The following is an 18084-nucleotide window of genomic DNA, read 5'->3' as shown; positions in this document are numbered from 1 at the left end:
GACTGCTCTTCGACTTACGTTGTAAGGTATCTTCATTCAAAATATATTTTGAATTCGATAATGCTCAGGACAGGCTCTCGAATCCACTCGGAATTGCTAACGCCAGTGCTAAACCGAAAATCATTAACTTTAATTCCGTAACTGACGGTTGCACAAGACCGTTTGCTGTAATTTAAATTAACTGAACATGAAAAAATTTAATAAATTAAAAATAATTGCTATTGTTTTATGTGTCACCTTACTCTATGGGTGTCCATCACCAATATCAAATGTTGTTTTAAAATCAAATAAAGTAAAAATTGATGATGATTTAGAAGGAGGTTGGGATATTACTGTAATGGATGAAGTTAAAACTTATATGGAAGTTAGAAAAAAGGATGACTATTGGGCATATGTTAAAATGACTTTTCGAAATCTAGAGAAAAAAACTACAGAAACAATTAAATGCGACTTAACAATGCACTATATCGATGGACAGAAATATGCATGTTTATCGGGATGGGATGAAGGAAAAAAGTTTGGAGATGTATATGCGATTGAATTAAAAGAAAATACTCTGAAAGTATTTGAACTCTCTTTAAATTCTGAAGATAAAGATAATCTAAAAAACACACCACTCAAAGTCAGCGAGCCTGTATTTATGTCTTATTTAAAAGATAATAAGATTGAAAAAGGCAGAGCGACTTATTTTTATAAAAAGTATGATATAGATAATTAATATAAGAAATACCACACACAACAATGGCTATAAGTAATTGCTTGTTCTTGCCTACTTCTGAAAATTTGCTAGCGCACAATTCGCACTGTTTGCTGGTGTCTTGCGGATTTTCTATCCGGTTTGTATTTGCTAAATTAGTTGCTTAAACCACACAATTACTCATAGCCGAGCCCTTAGGTGCATTAGAAAACTGAAAAATGTGATTGACCTAGAAAGAAGAAAGAAACTTGCGCTACACCTGAGACAACTCTCGACAGGTCAGATAAGCAACGATGATTTTGAAGAGCGAATAATGGATGATGTAACTTATGGTTGGCTTCCAGAACAATATTATCGCTCAAAAGAAAGTAAATGCGATGATAAAATTATCAGACCTATTCTTGAATTTTCTTGGTGCCTCTACAATGACACTTATAATCATAAGCTGAAAGGAAAACATGAATTGACAGAAGGACAGATAAAAGATATTGCGAGACTTATTTTATTCCTTCATTCAGATCAGGAATACGATTGGAATTATGTAGATATGACTAATCCAATTATTCGATTTTCTTTTAATGACTTATTGAAAAGCATAATAACCTTTGGACAGTATTATAGAAATATAAAAATGTCTAGAGAGCAACAATTTGAATTAATGAAAAAAGAAGGTGATTTTGAATATTGGCCATTCAAAACGAAAGCGGATTATGAAAGGCAATTAAAGAATCAACCATTTCTGGTAGAAAAATAAAAACAGCAATACAATACGGTTTATATTGCATACCCACGGAATACGTACTACACACAAACCGTTGTGATACATTATTTAGTAATCTCAATTAATTTAAAATCATATCTTTAGAGAAACTAACCTCTGATGATAAAGTTCTTTAGAAAAATTAGACAAAACTTACTTACGGAAGGGAAAACCGGAAAGTATTTAAAATATGCAGTAGGTGAAATTATCCTTGTGGTTATAGGGATTTTGATTGCGTTGCAGATAAACAACTGGAACGAGAGTCGTAAAAACCGCAATCAGGAAAAAAATTTCTTGGTACGCTTACAGGCCGAGATAAAAACCGATGTTGAAAATATCTCAAACGCTATTCGCGCAAATAAAAATCGGATGGAACGTGCCGAGTTTTTGTTAGGGTCTATTGATGAACCAAATTTAGCTGAAGATTCTGCCACTTACTTTATACAAAGTGTTGAATATGCAGGTTATACCAATGATCCTGTAATTTCGGATAACACTTTTGAAGAAATCAAATCTAGCGGAAAGCTTTCCCTTATTAGAAATGAAAAGCTAAGAAGTAAGATTCAGGATTATTATTCCTGGACATCACAGCGTGGCCAATATAATTTTATTCGTCAGGATAATCAATTGAATTATTTTAAAGAGCGCCGAGGAATACTCTCTTCACGTCAACAAATAAATATGGGGAGTTTTACACAAACGGAACAGTACTCTATATCAGAAGCCAAAGAGGTGTATGAACGAATGATAAATAAACCTGAGTTTATAGAATTACTTCCGTTTACTATTCAATCTCAGATCCGAACTGGTGAGAGCTTTGAATCTATTAATAAACAGGCCATTGAATTGAATAAAATGATTGAAAAAGAGATTGAATAGTTAAAAATAACGAACGTACAACAAACTATTGTGCTTATTATGACCAACCAATACCAATGATAAAATTCTTTAGAAAAATTAGACAAAACTTACTTACGGAAGGAAAAACAGGTAAGTATCTTAAATATGCTATTGGTGAGATTGTACTTGTGGTTATTGGAATTTTGATTGCACTGCAGATTAATAATTGGAATGAAAATCGAAAAAATCAAGAATTAGTTTCAGTATATAAAACCGAACTGATTAACGATTTATTATTGGATGTTAGTCATTTCGAATTTCATTTATCTCACGCAAAACAAGAAAATAAGACTATTGACAGCTTAAGAACAATACTTAATCGTTCTAGTTCAGACAAAGACACTTTAAACAGTGTCATTAGAAAAAGCTTGACTTTTTTTAAAAGAGAACCTTGGATAATGTTAGCCACTACTGAATATCCACTTATAAGTGACAATACTTTTCAATCGCTTCAAAGTTCTGGTCAAATAACTTTACTTGATAATGAACTACAAGAGGAAATCGTGAGTTTTTATGGATATACTAGAAAATATTCATTTATGATTCAAGAAATAATCACAAGCAAAAATGAAGTATATTTTGAATACATAAACAACATTCCTGCAATGCATTCTAAAGGAATGAATATTGTTAACCAAAATCTAAATAATCAAGTATGGAATAATGTTGATTGGAATAGTGTGCAAATCAAATTCATTACTTTATTAAATACCTATTACGAGTTAAATTTAAAAACGATATTTTTTAACGATATGCGTCTTAATAAAACCAACATAATGATTGAACAATTAAAATTGGATTTAAAAAAATAACGAACGTACAACAAAGGCTATAGTTCATAGCTTCAGGTTTTTCCTCTCGGAAACTACTCTTGTTGAACTTTTTAAGGCTCTTTTTACTATCTTAGTTTCCAACCAACGCAAAAGACCTTGAACCGTTAGCCATAATTAACACCCAAATGAAAAAAAGAACAAGAACTATACTTTTAATTATTATTGGAGTTTTGGTGTGCTTATTCTTTTTAGGAAGCAGAAATTTTGAAAAGGATAAAGAGACTCTGTTGCTACTAAAGTCTAAAGCCGGAAATGGAGAAATCAAATATGTTCTTGACGAACTGGAAGAAACTGAAAGTCTTTCAAATCCATTAATCAATATTGCTTATCAAAAGTGGAAGACTAAAATGTATGAACGCTTTATTACAAAAGAAGAAGCAATCGAAAATATTTCAGGAAACAAAGTAATAGACGACATTTCAAATATTTATAGAGACTATTGGAGAACCGAACTCTTGAAAGACGCAAGTGACATTAGAACGGACTCTTTACTCTATCATAAGCTTGCAGACTATTTATTGTCTCATAGCTTAACAAAGCTTTCAAAGGATAGCTTACAACAAACAATTAAAAACGATGTTGAGTTAAAACGAATAATTGAGAAGGAAGGTTTTAGTGCAAAGTTTATGTATAGAGACGGACTTCAGGACTTAATACTATGGGATAGAGCATTGAGTGAAACTTATGAGGTGTACTTACCTAAGGACACTATTACTACAACAGTAAAGTTTATTGAAAATTATGTTTTAAACGGATATGATGATTACGCTACATTTGGGTCTTCACAGGTTGGTGGTTGGGCTGAAAAGGAATCTGCAACATTGTATTGCAACATGAATGAATATGACTTAGCGTCTGAGCGCTTTAAAATTTCTTATCTGAAACACGAAAGTCTTCATTTTACGGATTTGAATGACTATCCTAATTTAAGTTCAGCCGATTTGGAATACAGAGCTAAACTCATTGAGTTAATGTTTTGTTCTGAAGCTACAATTTATGATAGGGTTGCACAATTTTTAAACGGAGCTAATTCTGAGAATAGAAGTTACGCACATGCGTATGCAAATTACAGTGTAATCAATAATTTATCTCAAATTATCTTTAAGTCAGAGTATGTGTCTAACTACAATCAGTGGCAACAACTATCTGTGGAAGAGATTAATAATGCAGCATTGATTTTGTACAATAGAAGTGAGTCTATTTTGCAGAATGATAAAAGTTTATCTGAGGTAATTTAAATGATTATGGCTTTTTGTCTAAATTATCGTTAGTTTCTTATAGGTGAAATGCATAACAGATGTGTTAGGTTTAGCCATACATGGCATTCCATATTTCTTTTATTAAATCAAAAAAGAAAGCGAAAACACCATAAATAAAAATTAATAAAAGAATAATGATGACCACTAATGTTCCTGTGCAACCAGAGGCTAAAATACACCCTGTATTATCTGATTTTAAAACGACACCACAATGTGGGCATTTTGGTGCTTGATCGCTTATTAAGTTATGGCACTCTTTACAACTGATTAAAGACATAGCCAAATATAAGTAAACTCATTAAGCGGTTGTTTTTTCCTGCTAGAAAATAATAAAGCTAAGCAAATAGATACGAACTAAAACTACGTAGTACTACGTATTGCTTTTTTTGTTTAAAAGACCGAACTTAGCTTAATTGAGCTAAACTCCTGCCTACTGATAGGCAGGTGCTTCTGTATTAATGGATATGGTTTATTAAAACAGAACTGTATCTTATTATGTGCTGAAATATGAAACACGGAATTAAGATATTATATGGAATTTTAATAATTGGAATTCTAATTTCAGTTTTTCATTTGTTAAGCGGCAACGGTTACTATGCCTTAGGGCATATAATTGGTACCTTAATGATTACCTCAATAGTTCTGTTTCTTGCAACGGTCTTATTTATTTTAATATCATTCAAACAAAACATAAAAAAAATAAGTGTTTGGTTGCTTCTAATTTTGAGTTGTCCTACTGCGATTATATCCATGCGGTATTTTGCAAAAGAATATTTCTTAAAAATAACCGATACAACAACACCTGATGAATTTCTCTATACAGTAAAGGTTAATTCTGAAAAATATGAACGTGATAAATTGAAACTTGAAAAGTTGGTTGATAGTTTGGTGACATTAGAAATCGTTCAAAGACCTTCAGAATTAGCTTTGAGGTCTTTTAAAGACAAGGTCTATAACGATACTATTGAAAGAGCTTGGGCAATTGATTTACCTATACGACTTGAAAATAACGAGTCTATTATAGATACCTTGTTTTTTTCAGATGATGGAAAAGATGTTATTGCCGGATTACTTATAAATAAGGGGTTTAACAAATTCTCAAAGAAAAATGAATATATTGGAAACGGCTTTGAATTTAACAAAAATGAATGGAAGCCATTTAAAATACTAGAATATTCAGTTAGGGGTTATGACAATTACAAATCTTGTTCTGAACGATTAAGATATTATTATTTTAAAAAAATCGGAACATATGAAAACGAGTACAATATGAATGATATAAGATTTTTAAACCTTAAAAAATGAAAAGATTTCCTAATGCATTTGTTATCATTTTATCTGTAATACTTATTGCATGGGTTCTTACATTTATAATTCCACAAGGTAATTACCAACGCGAAGTTAATGCTGAAAATAACCGTACGATTGTTGTACCCAATTCTTATGAACATATAGAGGCACCTTCTCTTTCGGCTTTTGATGCTTTACTTGCCATACCAAAGGGCATTGCTGGACGAGCAGATCTTATTGTTTTAATATTACTGTTGGGAGGCTGTTTTTATATTATTGAAAAGACAGGTGCTTTAAATCAAGGATTAAATCAATTAATAACCATCCTTAAAGGCAAGGAGGTTTTTGCTTTGATAATTATTAACCTGCTGTTCTTAACCGCTGGATTTACAATAGCATTGCAAGAAGAAATTATAGCAATGACTCCTATATTGCTATTATTTGGCCGTACACTTGGATATAATACTATGACAATACTTAGCGCGAGTTATGGGTCGGCAGTTGTGGGTGCTGCTTTTAGTCCTTTTAATCCTTTTGGGGTTTTGATTGCACAAAAGGAAGCTGAGGTTGAGCTGTTATCGGGAACTGAGTTTAGACTTATCTTTCTATTCATAGCTTGTGTGGTTTGGACTCTTTATATTGTGCGTTATGCCAATAAGAACCGCGTTGAAAAATCTATAGTAGAACTAGAGGTAAATACCTTAACGGTAAGGAACAAAGTGATATTATCTCTCCTTGTGCTGACATTTGGGGTTGTAACCTATGGGTTGATTTCTTTGGGTTGGGGTTTTAGTGAAATGTCGGCTTGTTTTTTTGCACTGGGTATATTATGTGGCATTATATCAAATTTTGGATTTAATAAAACTACAGAGCTATATGTTGATGGTTTTAAAGAGATGATTTTTGCATGTATCATCATAGGGCTTGCAAACAGTATTTCTATTATTTTAAGTGAAGGGATAATTATAGATACGATTGTCTATGGGCTTTTTTCGCCATTAGAAAATGTGCCGACTTCCATATCTGCTGTTCTTATGATGGTTTCGCACTGTATTCTTCATTTTCCGATACCTAGTTATTCTGGACAAGCTATTTTAACAATGCCAATTTTGACACCTCTTGCAGATTTGATAGGCCTTTCTAGACAGGTATGTGTGCTTGCTTATCAGTATGGAACCATTATGATGGATGTTATTGTACCTACAAATGGTGCTTTAATGGCAGTATTAGCATTGGGAGGCATAAAGTATAATAATTGGATTAAGTTTATAGTAAAACCTACTTTGATAATACTAATCATTGCGGCTATTGCAATTTTAGTAGCTGTAAAAATAGGATATGAATAATATATAGTGGCTAGTAATGCACTGAGCTAATATCGAAACAGGTCATGGTATTGGTTTATATGTATTATTGAATAGGTTACTATTTTTAAGCTGTACTTCATGATTTCTGTATATCAATTAATTAAAAATCATATCTTTAGAGAAACTAACCTCTAATGATAAAGTTCTTTCGTAAAATCCGCCAAAACTTACTTTCAGAAGGTAAAACAGGCAAATATCTAAAATATGCCATTGGCGAAATAATCCTTGTTGTTATTGGTATATTCATAGCTCTGCAATTGAATAATTGGAACACCAATAGATTATTGAAAAATGAAGAACTTAAATTATTGGAAAGTCTTCATCAAGAATTCAGTGAAAACCTTGTTGTATTTGATGATATATACAAAAAACACCTCACAAGAAAAAAAAGTATAGAGGTATTAATGACTTCTGAAATTGAAGATTTGCATCTGGATAGCTTAAGAGCATTAACGAGAAATTCCCATAATAATTACACATACGATCCTTATCAAGGAATTTATCGTTCAGTTATAAATTCAGGAAAAATAGAACTTATTTCCAATGATTCGTTGAAACAAAGAATTTCAAAATTGCAAGACCTTCTAGTTGATTACAAAGAAGAAGAAACCAACGTAATGACATTCGTAACAAATAATTTGTATCCATACATTATACAAAACAGAACGTTAAATTTCAAAAAGGAATGGAATTTTGAAGAATTTACAGAAGAAGAACTAACTAAATATAAAACTGACATTATAGAAATGATTAAAGCCGATAAATATGAAAACTTGATGGTATATGTTTATGGATATATGGCCGAGACATTTACAGAAGGTCCCATGTTGAGAGCGGAAATGGTTTTTATTATTGAATCAATAGAGTCAGAGATAAGACTCACTAAAAAATAACGAACGCACAACAACCAACCTATGATTAAGTTCTTTAGAAAGATTAGACAAAACTTACTTTCTGAAAACCCGCCTGCCGGACGGGCAGGTAAGTTTAGCAAGTATTTACTTTACGCTGTTGGCGAAATTGTGCTTGTTGTTATTGGGATTTTGATCGCACTACAAATTAATAATAAGAATCAAGAAAGAATAAATAGAGATTATGAGTTGACAATGCTCAGGGAGATTAAGGATGCTTTAGAAAAAGATATATCTAACATGGAGGGTGGGCTAAAGACTATTGAAGATTTAAAACAAAGCGTTATTAAGTTAACAACTGTTAGAAATGAACCCACTTACCCTTATGATTCACTAGTTTATCATTTTACCAAGGTGAGACGCGGTGGTATTGCATTAGTAATAAATTATAGTCCATACGAGTCTATCAAATCTACAGGATTAGATAAAATTTCGAATTCACAACTCAGAAACAGTATTACAAATTTGTATGAGGTTAAAATGAAAGGGGTTGAGTTTTGGGTCAATGAATTTATTAGAAGGCAACTCTATAAAAAAAATGACTTGGTTTCTACAATATTTAAAAAAGAAGTTGTCTCTGATGAATCAGATGGTATAAAAGTAGACTACAGTATTAATTATGAGCTAATTCATGATAGCGATGACTTTAATGAATTTCTAGTTATTGCAGGTGGTTTTATACCCATTGCTAAAAGAAACATGAATTATGCAATAAAAGAAATGAAATCTCAAATAAAAGAAATTGAATTAGAACTAAAGAAATAGCATTATGTAATAATTGCTAAAAGTAATTGCTTGTTTCGGATTTCTGAGCATTTTCTATGTTAAAGCTAATATATGGAACTACATATGGAAAGTGAACTTCAATGCCCTTGTTGTGACTATTACACATTGAGTGAACGTGGTGTATATGACATATGCCCAATCTGTTTTTGGGAAGATGACGCAATTGACATAACTGAATTAGATAAACATTCTGGTCCCAATCATATAACCTTAAGAGAAGGACGTTTGAATTTTGAAAAATATGGTGCTTGTGATTCAACGATGGTTAAAAATGTAATACCAAAAAATCATAGAAAGCGGTTCAAATCTAAAAAACGAATAGTTAAATAACACGCCTACAACAAGTGCTATAATTCATTGCAATTTTGCTATCTTAGTTTATCAATGCGAAAATCATAATTGATTTTCTATACAAAACCCTTTGTAAGTAAGCCGAAATAAACCAATGAAAAAACTCTTTCATATATTTAAAGTAGATGCTGAAGAAGCACAAAGAATTGCTGAATTACCAAATGAACCTCATAACCACAATTTTGAGGAATTACTTATTGGTTTGGAAGGAGAGTTAGAACATTTTATAGATTTTAAAACCACTAAAATTGAAGCACCTTTTGTGAGCTTTGTAACAAGAGGTAAAGTACACAAAGTAGAGCCAAAAACCTTAGATGGAAAATGTGATATATGGGGAATTAGGTTTAAAAGTGAGTTTATTCCAGAGACCACCTTTCAACTGTATTCGCTCTACCATAATCAGGCTAATATAGAACTGCATAAAGACAATTGCTTTGGACGATTGGTTAATATTTGCGAAATGATCTATGACGAAACTCAAGAGGAGACTATAGATTACGGTATTATTAGGCAATTATTAAGTGTTCTTTTAACAATGATAGAAGCAGAAAGAAAAAAAACGCTTCCAGAAGAAAATGAATCTCCAAAAACCCAACACATCTCCTTTGGCAACTTTCTGAGCATTTTAGAAGAAAATTTTAGGCGACCTGTAGGAGTAGAGTTTTATGCTGAAAAATTGTTTATGTCGTCACGTAATCTAAACATCATTTGCCAAAATATATTAGAGCAAAGTACTTCTGAAATTATAGAAACCAGAAAACTCATTGAAGCTAAAAATCTTTTGATTTCAACCGATAAAACCATTTCTGAGATTGCTTACGAACTAGGCTATAATGAAAATTCCTATTTCTCTAAAGTCTTTAAAAAGAAAACCGGACAATCACCAAGTGAGTTTAAAGAAGAAATGAAAAACAGCCTTATTTCCTAAAATTACCACACGACTTCTTAAAAGTGTAAACAGATTACTTGTATTATGTCTCATCTTTGCATTGTTAATTTAAAACAATAAAAAATGAAACGTTTAAACTTAATTTTAGGAGCACTTTTGTTCATCACTGCAATTCATGTAAATGCACAATCAGAAACCAAAAACTGGTCTAATGACCCAGCACATTCTCAATTACATTTTACAGTAACACATTTAGGCATTAATGATATTAGCGGAACTTTTAATCAAGTTGCCATAAATGTAAACACCTCAAAATCTGATTTGAGCGATGCCTCTATAGAGCTAACAGCTGAGACCAATTCTATAAATACACTTGTTGAAGCACGAGACAACCATCTAAAAAGTGCTGATTTTTTTGATGCTGAAAAATTCCCAACCATAACTTTTAAAAGTACAGGATTGGAAAAAGTATCTGAAGGAACATACAAGCTTAACGGAAACCTGACCATGCACGGTATTACAAAGTCAGTTGTTTTAGACTTGATTTACAAGGGAGAAACCGTAAATCCTATGAGTTCTAAAAAAACGATTGCTTTTAAGGTTACAGGTACTCTAAACCGTTCAGACTTTGCTGTGGGAGATAAATTTCCAGAAGCTATTATTAGTGATGAAGTGCGTATTGCATTCAACGGGGAATTTGTTCAGCCAGGGAAGTAATAAAGTTTAGGCATAGACTATCAAAGCATAAATAGACTAATTTTTATATGAATGAACCGAAAGGAATTTATAAAATCAATGGCACTTTTGCCAGTACTCACTTCATGTATGAATGTAAAAGATTTAGATAAAATGACTGCCCAAATGAACAGTACATCTAAAATGCCTGTACTGTTTTTGGGTCATGGAAGCCCAATGAATGCCATTGAGGAAAATGAATTTGTTGCCGGATTTAGAAAAATAGGTCAAGAACTTACAAAGCCAAATGCTATTCTTTGTATTTCGGCGCATTGGGAAACCAGAGGTACTTATGTAACAGCCATGCAAAACCCACCAACTATCCATGATTTTGGAGGGTTTCCGCAGGCATTGTTTGATGTACAATATCCTGCACCTGGAAGTCCGGAATTAGCAGAAGAAACCAAAAAGCTGATTACCAATACAGAAGTTGGATTAGATGATAATTGGGGACTAGACCATGGTGCATGGAGTGTTATAAGACATCTTTACCCAAATGCAGATATTCCTGTAATTCAAATGAGTATAGATTATACACAACCTGCTCGTTATCATTTTGAATTGGCGAAACAAATTAGTAGTCTTCGTCAAAAAGGTGTGCTGATTATAGGAAGTGGAAATATGGTGCATAACCTGCGAATGGTTGCATGGCGAAAGCTCAACGAAGAATTTGCTTTTGATTGGGCCACTGAGGCTAATGAAAAAATGAAAAGTTATATTTTGAGTAACGATTTTCAACCTTTGATAGATTTTAAATCGCAAGGAAGAGCGTTTGATTTGGCTATTCCTACACCAGAGCACTATTTGCCACTACTATATACCTTGGCGTTAAAAGACGAGAACGAAAAGATAAGTTTATTCAACGATAAACCCGTAGGAGGTTCATTGACAATGACATCAGTTAAAATTGAACCCAATTAAAAATAGTAGAACTATTATTGTATATAGAATAAAGCGGTTTAAGTGTAAACTTGAACCGCTTTTCTTTTTTAATATGAATATTTTTCAAACTGAACAGTGAGTTAAAAAAAAGGCTATTTTTATTTATGAGACGGATAGGTGAGACCCAATTTAAGGTGTAAGTTCATTAAGAATGTTTTGCGTTTTGGAATAAAACACCGAACTTAGTTTGGATGTACTGGACATGGTAGTTAATTTAAATACATACAATAAATGGCAGAAAACATAGACGAATTTGAGGATTACTTAGCACCTCATTATATAAATCGGAGCAATTGGTTGAGAGCAGCTGTACTAGGAGCTAATGATGGTATATTATCTACTGCCAGTATTGCAATTGGAGTTGCAGCAGCTAGTGATATGCGAGAGCCAATTATTTTGGCTACGTTAGCCGGATTAGTTGCTGGAGCTTTATCAATGGCAGCAGGAGAATATGTTTCTGTGAGTTCGCAAACAGATGTTGAAAAAGCTGATATTGAGCGCGAAAAGGAAGAACTCAATGAAATGCCAGAAATTGAATTACAACGACTCGCCGAAATTTATGAAAAAAGAGGACTTAAAAAAGAGACAGCATTAACAGTGGCTAAAGAATTAACAGAGCATGATGCTTTGGGAGCTCATATTAGAGACGAATTAGGAATTAATGAAATCAGTCAAGCTAAACCAATACAAGCTGCTTTTGCTTCTGGTGCAGCTTTTACAGTAGGAGGGCTACTGCCTTTTTTAGTAACATTATTTCTGCCTCTTTCAAGTATGGAATATTCACTTTATGGTTTTGCACTATTTTTTCTAATAATTCTAGGTGCATTGGCAGCTAAAACTGGTGGTTCGAGTATTGGCAAAGCAATAATCCGAATTACTTTTTGGGGAACAGTTGCAATGGGACTCACGGCTTTAGTTGGTTATTTATTTAATGTTAATGTCGCATAACAAACTACACAGATACGATACGCGCAACCCAATTTAATGCAATACTTTAAAAAAAACAGTAATTTTAATCCTAAACTAATGGTTTTATAAGAACCTTATTAAGCCCTATACAAAACTTATACACTATGAAAAAAACCTTATTTTTTTTACTTATGTTAGTCGTAACTACTAACTTTTTCTATGCTCAAGAATTACACAAGGAATATTATGACAATGGTCAATTATCTGAAATAGGAAAACTCGATACAAATGGAAAAGCCACAGGCGAATGGAAGTATTATTATGAAAATGGAAAGTTATCTAAAATAGGACACTATGACAATGATAAAAATACTGGTGAGTGGAAGTTTTATTATGAAAATGGTAAATTAGAAACAGTTGGAACATTTGAGAATGGTATTACTGTCGGTATATGGAAAACCTATCATGAAAGTGGACAATTAATGGGTGTGGGAAGTTATGAAAACAGAAAACAAGTGGGTGAATGGAAGTACTATTATGAGAATGGTCAATTGGAACTGGTAGAAAACTATAATACTACTGGACAAAAGGCTGGTGAATGGAAAAGTTATTTTGAGAATGGTAAATTATCTATAATAGGAAGCTATGATAATGACATAAAGGTAGGTGAATGGAAGTATTATTATGAAGCAGGTCAATTAGAAAGAGTAGTATTATATAATGCTAATGGACAACTAGATGGCACATGGAAAAAATACCATGAAAATGGTAAACAGGCTGCTGTAGGAACCTTTGAAAATGATGATCAGGTAGATGAATGGAAAATATACCATGAAAATGGTCAATTAGCTGAGATAGGAGTTTTTAAAGCTGGCGAATTAGAAGGCCTATGGAAAGTTTATCATGATAATGGTCAATTATCTGGGATAGGGCATTATAAAAATGATAAAACTACTGGTGAATGGAAACATTATCATGAAAACGGTCAATTATCTGAAATAGGATATACAGAAAATGGTAAAAAAATAGGTGAATGGAAATTCTACTACGACAATGGTCAATTATCTGAAATAGGAACTTTTGGATCACAAGGAGTGTGGAAGTCTTATCATGAGAATGGCCAATTATCAGCTGTCGGAATACGTGAAAATTATAAGAAAATTGGAGAATGGAAACATTATCACGATAATGGACAGTTACAAGAAATTGGAAACTTTACTAACGGTAAAGCCACAGGAGAGTGGAAAATTTATCATAGAAATAATAGTCTCTATCAAATAAGATTATGGGATGATGGTAAATTTATGGATATTATCTCTTGTTATGATAATAAAGGCAACATCCTTGATAAAGGTACTTTAGTACATGGCAATGGTACCGTAAATTACTATGATGAAAACGGTAAACTAACCAAAACAAAAACATATGTAGATGGCATTGTTAAAGAGTAGCAGTTGCTAACTTTAAGACATGAAGTGTAGCTAGTTCTTTACGACCAAAATGTTAAACTAATTCAGAATAAAATATTATAACAAGGCTTATGAAGTATTTTAGTAAGGCAAGCTCAATTTCAGAAAACAATGCTTCAATAAAAATCAAATCATCTGAAATTGCTTTTGGAATTACATCAGAATCAGCTGATGATTTGCCAAATCCGGCCGAACTGTTTTTAGGCTCTTTTTCTGCATGTATACTTAAGAATGTTGAACGTTTTTCGCATTTAATGAATTTTGAATATTCTAATGCAGAATTAATAGTTAGTGCAACACGTCTCGAAAAACCACCAAGGATGGACGAGTTAAATTATGAGTTGAAAATCTACACTCAAGACAATAGTTTAAATATTGATTTGCTCAAAAAGAACATAGAGAAATTTGGAACAATATTTAATACAGTCAAAAGCTCGTGTAGCATAAATGGTAAAATTGAAAAACTAACTGAATAAAAAACCAGACAGAACTAAAACTAATAGTTAAAACACATATAGTTTATTTACAGTTTCTGGCTCACTTCTAAACACCCAAAAGGATTTTGATTTGCTTTATTTAACCGCAATCATACTAATCTCTACATTTACAAATTTAGGTAGGTTAGCGACTTCTACAGTCTCTCTGGCAGGAGCTGTGTCTTCGTTAAAATAGGTGGCATAAACGGTATTGATCTTAGCGAAATTGTGCATGTCGCTAATGAAGATAGATGTTTTAATAACATTTTCAAAGGTCATGTCTGCAGCAGCTAAGACCGCTTTCATGTTTTCCATAACCTGTTTTGTCTCTTCCTCAATAGTATCCGTAACCAATAGCATAGTCTTAGGATGTAATGCTATTTGTCCGGAAGTATATAAGGTATTGCCAACTAAAACAGCTTGGTTATAAGGTCCTATAGGAGCAGGAGCGTTTGGTGTGTTAATAATTTTTTTCATCTATTTAAATTTTGTCAAGATACTAGGGTTCAGTTGTTTAATTGTTATTTAGGGTGATGATTATTCGCAAAATGTCCATTGTGGGCTTTCATAATATCATGGATGTTTTTGTCTAAAACTCTAACAATCTAAGTTGTCTAGCATATCTAATTGCCCAATTGACGGTCTGGTTGCCTACGTTGATCGTATTTTAAATCTTTAAGTAAGTTAGACTTAATACCTATAAAAAAGTTCCATGAGCTACGGTTACTAAAAGGTACCCAAGTAAAATTCATTCTCCAACTTAGTAAATCGCGTTCAAAACGTAATTGTGTAAAGGTAAAGCCTTGGTTTAAAAAATCGTAACCAGATGATGCACCAATAGACCAACGCGGAGACAATTCTACATCACCAGAAAACATTAAGGAGTGCGAGGTTATTTCGTCTTGTCGTCTATTGTTGTTATAGTTGGCAGCATAAGACAATCTCAGACTCCAAGGCATTTTATAGTTGTAGAACTCATTATTTTCTTCATCTTCTTTGCTTTTGTCTTTTTTCTGGTCACCGAGTCGCTGATCTGCAAAATCTTGAGATACACCAAAGAGGTCGTCTGCTCTTGCATTGGCGGTTGCAGAACGACGGTCTGCTTCTTCGTCTCTTTCTTCCTCTTTATCCTTTCCAGAAAATGTATCGTTATTTAAGCTGTAGCTAAGATTTAAATTAGCTGATGTCATACGGAATAAACTTCCACCATTATTAATATTGAACTTATTGATGAGATTATTGTTGCTGTCTAAAGCATACGGATTTAAGGTCATGCCAAAGTTAATATTCATCTTCTTATTAAGAATTTGGGTTCCTCCGGTAACTCTTAGTGGACTCCAGTTTAAGGAATCTGCTGCTAAATCGTAAGATGTAGTTAAGTTAAGGTTATTTAATAGAAAGATTTTTTTAGGCTCTGTTTCGGTTGAATCTTTAGCACGTATTTTGGCTTCAAAATTATTACCAACTGTAAGACCGATACTACTAGAGTAGCGGTTACCAGGTCTTCCGAAGAGTGAATTCTCAAAGCGCGTGTATTCTACTTGATCGCTTGTGGTGCCATCGGCATCTATAACATCGTAAGTTTCATAGTATTGATCAAAAGCAGGAGAAACATTATAGCTTATAGACGGACGCATAACATGTCTAATAGCTTGTATTTTTGGATCTTTTCCCTTTTTCTGAAAGTTGTACATACCATACAAAGTTGTACCAATACTTGCACCAAAGTTGTAGGTTAAATAACGGTCAAAACCATTTTTTACAATTTCAATTTCTTCCTGATTGACAATGTCCCAAGACTTGTTTACCGTTTTTAGGGTCCAGTTTTCTTCAAAATTAGCATTAACACTTGCGCTAAAATGATCAAAAACCTTAAAGTTTGTGGTTACTGGTATAGAGTAACGCATACCAGCACGAGCATCATCAAACATTTCACTTTTTCCGAATAGGGAATCGGTAGTGTTAATACGGTATTCACCTCTGGCATTTACCTGAAAGTTAACGTTTTGAATTATCCCTTTTTTAGTACCAGATTTAGGTGCAAACGGATACACTCTGGTCATGGACGCTTGCATGGTTGGCAAGGTTAAATTGATGGCTTCGGTATTGGTGTTTTGGTTGTGCGTAGCAGATAAACTTAGATTTACCTGAGGTTCTCCCTGAAATGTCTTAGAATACGATACCGAAGAGGCTAGGGTATTGGTTAAAAAATTTGACTGATTAATTTGATTGATAGACTGTGTAAAATACTGGCTACTACCTAAGTTTACCGATGCTGAAAATCTTGAATTCGGATTGGCTTTGGCGTCTTGGCTATGCGACCATCTAATATTGTAAATGGTACTTTTTGAAAAATCTGGGAAACCACGCTCGCTATTAATCAGGTTCTCGTATCTAAAGCTAAAATTACCTCTAAATTTATAACGTACAGCATAGTTGCTTTGTAGCCTTAAGCCATAACTACCATTGGTATAATAATCTCCTAATACTGCTAAATCTAGATAATCACTTATAGCAAAATAGTAACCTCCGTTTTGTAAAAAATAGCCTCTGTCGTTACCAGTATCTTCACCAAACGAAGGAAAAATAATACCAGAAGTTTGCTTTTTAGACATTGGAAAATATGCAAAAGGAATGGCAATAGGTGTAGGTACATCATAAATGTACATTTGGCTCATACCAGTTACAATCTTTTTGTTTGGTACTATTTTAGCCCTATTCATTTTAATATAATACTCAGGGTCTTCAATGTTTTCTGAGGTGGTAAATTTACCTTGCGAAATAAAATATACAGAGTCGTTTTCTCTCTTTGTTCGCTCGGCAATTACCGTTCCACCACTTTGTTCGGTTACAGAGTTAAAAATTAATGCTTTTCTAGAGTCGGTATTGAAAATAATAGAATCTGGTTCTATAACATTAGCACCTTGTGTAAATACAGGTTTTTGCGAATAGCCTGTAGAGTCTTTAATTCTACCAGCATATACAAGGTTTTTGCTGTAATCAATGACTATAACACCAGCAGTAATCTCCATGTCTTCGTACTTTACTTCAGCCTTATTGTATAACCTAATTTGCTGTTTCTTTTGGTTTACAGCCACATAATCTTGTGCCTTGTAGGTTACGATATCTTTTAAGAAGCCTTCCTTTTTTACGGAGTCATTTTTGGTAGAGTCAACTACTTTTGTGTTTGGTGGTGGGTTTAATAGCGAATCGGCATTAATTTCAATCTTATCCTTAGCAACAACAGTAGAATCTGTTTTTTGCTCAGAAAGAATTGCTTCGTTCTTTTTTGGTAATTCTTGAGCCAAGCTAAAAGTGTTGATAAACACTGTAAAACTCAAGGCAAAAAGTATGTGTAAGCTATTTGTACGCAATCCTTTTAAATGTATTTTTGTAAAAGTATGGCTCGGTTTTTGAAACGCCAAAAGTACAGATATTTTTTTGTGATTATCTTATTAAATTTCTAAAGTTTAAAAATAGATATTACTAACTATACTGCGTAATAATTCG

At 32.9% G+C, this 18084-nt stretch carries 19 protein-coding genes; 16 read left to right on the top strand and 3 right to left on the bottom strand.

Annotation, left to right across the window (positions count from 1 at the left end):
• The first annotated feature begins 187 nt into the window (after positions 1-187).
• From MST30_RS14490 to MST30_RS14470, 5 genes are all read left to right on the top strand, one after another.
• A complete protein-coding gene (locus tag MST30_RS14490) occupies positions 188-718 on the top strand; it encodes a hypothetical protein (protein WP_243472125.1) in 531 nt (176 codons plus the stop codon).
• 199 nt (positions 719-917) lie between these two features.
• Positions 918-1451, top strand: a complete 534-nt coding sequence (locus MST30_RS14485) for a hypothetical protein (protein ID WP_243472124.1) — start codon at positions 918-920, stop codon at positions 1449-1451.
• Between the two features lie 126 nt (positions 1452-1577).
• On the top strand, positions 1578-2336 hold the full coding sequence (locus tag MST30_RS14480; protein ID WP_243472123.1) for a DUF6090 family protein: 759 nt from the start codon (positions 1578-1580) through the stop codon (positions 2334-2336).
• A gap of 56 nt (positions 2337-2392) precedes the next feature.
• On the top strand, positions 2393-3169 hold the full coding sequence (locus MST30_RS14475) for a DUF6090 family protein (RefSeq protein WP_243472122.1): 777 nt from the start codon (positions 2393-2395) through the stop codon (positions 3167-3169).
• A gap of 146 nt (positions 3170-3315) precedes the next feature.
• Entirely contained in the window at positions 3316-4428 is a 1113-nt protein-coding gene (locus MST30_RS14470; RefSeq protein WP_243472121.1) for a hypothetical protein, read from the top strand.
• 70 nt (positions 4429-4498) lie between these two features.
• On the opposite strand, the gene MST30_RS14465 is transcribed toward MST30_RS14470, so the two are convergent.
• Entirely contained in the window at positions 4499-4726 is a 228-nt protein-coding gene (locus tag MST30_RS14465; protein ID WP_243472120.1) for a hypothetical protein, read from the bottom strand.
• A gap of 230 nt (positions 4727-4956) precedes the next feature.
• On the opposite strand from MST30_RS14465, the gene MST30_RS14460 reads away from it, so the two are divergent.
• The 11 genes from MST30_RS14460 (at position 4957) to MST30_RS14410 (ending at position 14574) form a co-directional block, all read left to right on the top strand.
• On the top strand, positions 4957-5754 hold the full coding sequence (locus MST30_RS14460) for a hypothetical protein (RefSeq protein WP_243472119.1): 798 nt from the start codon (positions 4957-4959) through the stop codon (positions 5752-5754).
• The gene (locus tag MST30_RS14455) at positions 5751-7085 is read left to right on the top strand and encodes a YfcC family protein (protein WP_243472118.1); all 1335 of its coding nucleotides are present in this window, start codon (positions 5751-5753) and stop codon (positions 7083-7085) included. Before MST30_RS14460 ends, MST30_RS14455 begins: the two co-directional genes overlap by 4 nt.
• Before the next feature lie 155 nt (positions 7086-7240).
• Entirely contained in the window at positions 7241-7999 is a 759-nt protein-coding gene (locus tag MST30_RS14450) for a DUF6090 family protein (protein ID WP_243472117.1), read from the top strand.
• Between the two features lie 21 nt (positions 8000-8020).
• Positions 8021-8782, top strand: a complete 762-nt coding sequence (locus tag MST30_RS14445; protein WP_243472116.1) for a DUF6090 family protein — start codon at positions 8021-8023, stop codon at positions 8780-8782.
• A 72-nt stretch (positions 8783-8854) separates the two neighbouring features.
• Complete coding sequence (locus tag MST30_RS14440) at positions 8855-9133, top strand: CPCC family cysteine-rich protein (protein WP_243472115.1); 279 nt, start codon at positions 8855-8857, stop codon at positions 9131-9133.
• 115 nt (positions 9134-9248) lie between these two features.
• A complete protein-coding gene (locus MST30_RS14435; RefSeq protein WP_243472114.1) occupies positions 9249-10082 on the top strand; it encodes an AraC family transcriptional regulator in 834 nt (277 codons plus the stop codon).
• A gap of 84 nt (positions 10083-10166) precedes the next feature.
• Entirely contained in the window at positions 10167-10760 is a 594-nt protein-coding gene (locus MST30_RS14430; protein ID WP_243472113.1) for a YceI family protein, read from the top strand.
• 51 nt (positions 10761-10811) lie between these two features.
• Positions 10812-11699: a 4,5-DOPA-extradiol-dioxygenase gene (gene ygiD, locus MST30_RS14425; protein WP_243472112.1), complete on the top strand. Its 888-nt coding sequence runs from the start codon at positions 10812-10814 to the stop codon at positions 11697-11699.
• Positions 11700-11951: 252 nt separating this feature from the next.
• Positions 11952-12668 (top strand): VIT1/CCC1 transporter family protein, encoded by a 717-nt coding sequence (locus tag MST30_RS14420; protein ID WP_243472111.1) that lies wholly within the window; start codon positions 11952-11954, stop codon positions 12666-12668.
• 125 nt (positions 12669-12793) lie between these two features.
• Positions 12794-14080: a toxin-antitoxin system YwqK family antitoxin gene (locus tag MST30_RS14415; protein ID WP_243472110.1), complete on the top strand. Its 1287-nt coding sequence runs from the start codon at positions 12794-12796 to the stop codon at positions 14078-14080.
• 89 nt (positions 14081-14169) lie between these two features.
• Complete coding sequence (locus tag MST30_RS14410) at positions 14170-14574, top strand: OsmC family protein (protein WP_243472109.1); 405 nt, start codon at positions 14170-14172, stop codon at positions 14572-14574.
• Between the two features lie 96 nt (positions 14575-14670).
• On the opposite strand, the gene MST30_RS14405 is transcribed toward MST30_RS14410, so the two are convergent.
• Both MST30_RS14405 and MST30_RS14400 read right to left on the bottom strand, forming a co-directional pair.
• Entirely contained in the window at positions 14671-15051 is a 381-nt protein-coding gene (locus MST30_RS14405; RefSeq protein WP_243472108.1) for a Rid family detoxifying hydrolase, read from the bottom strand.
• 146 nt (positions 15052-15197) lie between these two features.
• The gene (locus tag MST30_RS14400) at positions 15198-17999 is read right to left on the bottom strand and encodes a putative LPS assembly protein LptD (RefSeq protein ID WP_243472107.1); all 2802 of its coding nucleotides are present in this window, start codon (positions 17997-17999) and stop codon (positions 15198-15200) included.
• Between the last annotated feature and the right edge of the window lie 85 nt (positions 18000-18084).

The organism is Winogradskyella sp. MH6, assembly GCF_022810765.1.
GTDB lineage: Bacteria > Bacteroidota > Bacteroidia > Flavobacteriales > Flavobacteriaceae > Winogradskyella.
The sequence above is the reverse complement of the archived record's forward strand: the minus strand, read 5'-3'. Positions and strand labels throughout refer to the sequence as shown.